The sequence below is a fragment of the Parafrankia sp. FMc2 genome, assembly GCF_041008525.1.
In the GTDB taxonomy this organism is placed as follows: domain Bacteria; phylum Actinomycetota; class Actinomycetes; order Frankiales; family Frankiaceae; genus Parafrankia.
Genome location: NZ_JBFLUG010000356.1, coordinates 1 through 1,865, shown reverse-complemented (window position 1 = coordinate 1,865; position 1,865 = coordinate 1). Strand labels below are relative to the sequence as shown.

The following is a 1,865-nucleotide window of genomic DNA, read 5'->3' as shown; positions in this document are numbered from 1 at the left end:
GGCAGTCGACCAGCCCGGACAAGATCCACCATCTGCTGGCGGAACTCCTCCGTGTACGGCGGTTTTGATCTCGGCACCTGCACTCCTCCCTGGGGTCATTATCCCAAAGAGCCCAGGTGTGAACAGGATCGGGTCAACTTCAAACTCACAGTTGCATTGCGTAGAGTTGAGTTGAGTTGCGGGGCGGTGGCGGTCGCTGCGGGTTCTCGGGGCTGTTCGTCCAGGGGGTGAACGGAGGCGCCGCCGGGGCCTCGACGGTCCCGGCGCCGCGTCCGGTCATGTGCCGGGCAGCTCGTAGATGCCGGAGGCGTCGAGGACCTGGAAGTTCGACAGAGTCCCGTCGGCCGCGGCGTCGGCGATGAGGCTGTCGGCGGTGCAGATGTTCGGCGAGATGGCGGGCAGGGCCTTCCCGTCGCACTGGAAGGTGGCACCGCCGCCGAGTGGGTACGGGGTGGCCGGCGCCTCCTGCAGCGCCTTCTGAATGCCCGCCGGGGTCAGGTCGGTGGTGCCGGCGGCGTTGACGGCCCGGATGAGGCTCAGCAGTCCCTGGTAGCCGTTGCTCGCCCGGTTCGGGTTGATGTTGTCGCCGTAGGCGTCGAGGATCGCTGTGTACAGCTTGTACTCGGGGTCGTCCGGCTCGGTGACGGCGAGGGCGGCGATGGTCACTCCCTCGAACCCGCCGGGGATGGACGCCCCCTTGTCGTCGCCGATGCAGCGGCTGATGGCCGTGATCGGGACGTCGATACCGAGAGTCTTGATCGCCTCGATCGCGGCGGAGCAGAACCCGGGGTCGCCGATGATGTGGTAAAGCTGTGGATCCTTGCCCTGTGCGGCCTGGATCTGCGGGGTCATGTCGGCGGTTCCCGGCGCGATCGGCACGACCTCGACGGTGGCGCCGACGTTGGCGAAGAACGGGGTGCTGAAGGTCTTGGCCGGCCCGCTCCCGGCGGGCGTGTCGAGGACGATGGTGGCTCCGCTGGTGAGGCCGTGGGCCTTGGCGTAGGCGGCGCCGGTGCCGAAGGCGGCGAGCGGGTTGGAGAACACGAACACCCCGGGTGTGCCGAGGACGAGCTTGGTGGCGGCCTGGTTCAGGCCCACCGGAATGCCGGCGTCGGTGACGATCTGCAGCCACGGGTCGACCTGGGCCGGCGCGCCGCCGGAGATCGCCGCGACACCGGCACGGACGAACTCGTTGCCACACACCTGCGCGTTGGCCGGGGTGCCCTTCTCCTCGCACACGGTCAGCTCGATCGGCCGGCCGCCGATCCCGCCGAGCCGCTCGTTCGCGTAGGCGACCACGGCCTTCGCGGCGTTGATCTCGTCGGTGTAGTCCTGGGCCTGGGTGTGGCCCGTCGTCGCGAAACCGATCTTCACCGGCTCCCCGGACGCCGGTTTCTCCGCGCCCAGCACGCTCGTGTCGGCCGCGGGCTGGTCGGTCCCGGAGTCGGAGCCGCCGCACGCGGCCGCGGTGGCCAGGACGGCGGCGGCGGTGGACAGCGCGGCTGCGCGGAAGAGTAATCGGACACCGGGAAAGCGCATGAGGTCCCCTCGAACGAGCGATCGGATGCCGGAATGAAGCCGGGAACGAAGTTCCCGGCCCTGGTCAATGCCGGCGGTGCTGCGAAGACTAGGCGGGAACCGCATTGCCGTGCAAGAGCGTGGCGTGGCGCGGCGCCTGGTGGGCGGCGGTCCCGCCCAAGGCTCCGGCACGCTCTCGCTTTGACGGGTAGGTCGGGTTGGTCGGGTCTGCCTGGGTCGGGCTGGCCGTGACCGGTTCGTGGGGGCGGGCCGGTGGGACCACGTGTCGTTCGCAGACAAGCAGGCACGCCGCTTGTAGATCACGGAGGTGTCTTATGTCTTCGTGG

1 protein-coding gene is annotated in these 1,865 nt (G+C 69.4%); it reads right to left on the bottom strand.

The window, feature by feature from the left end:
- Nucleotides 1-276 precede the first annotated feature (276 nt).
- Nucleotides 277-1,539 carry an ABC transporter substrate-binding protein gene (locus AB1460_RS37185; RefSeq protein ID WP_368967226.1) on the bottom strand — a complete coding sequence of 421 codons (1,263 nt, stop codon included), beginning with the start codon at nt 1,537-1,539 and terminating at the stop codon, nt 277-279.
- Nucleotides 1,540-1,865: the final 326 nt, after the last annotated feature.

Coding starts and splice junctions, on each gene's coding strand:
- AB1460_RS37185 (WP_368967226.1), bottom strand. CDS start 1,539: ATGCGCTTTCCCGGTGTCCGATTACTCTTCCGCGCAGCCGCGCTGTCC.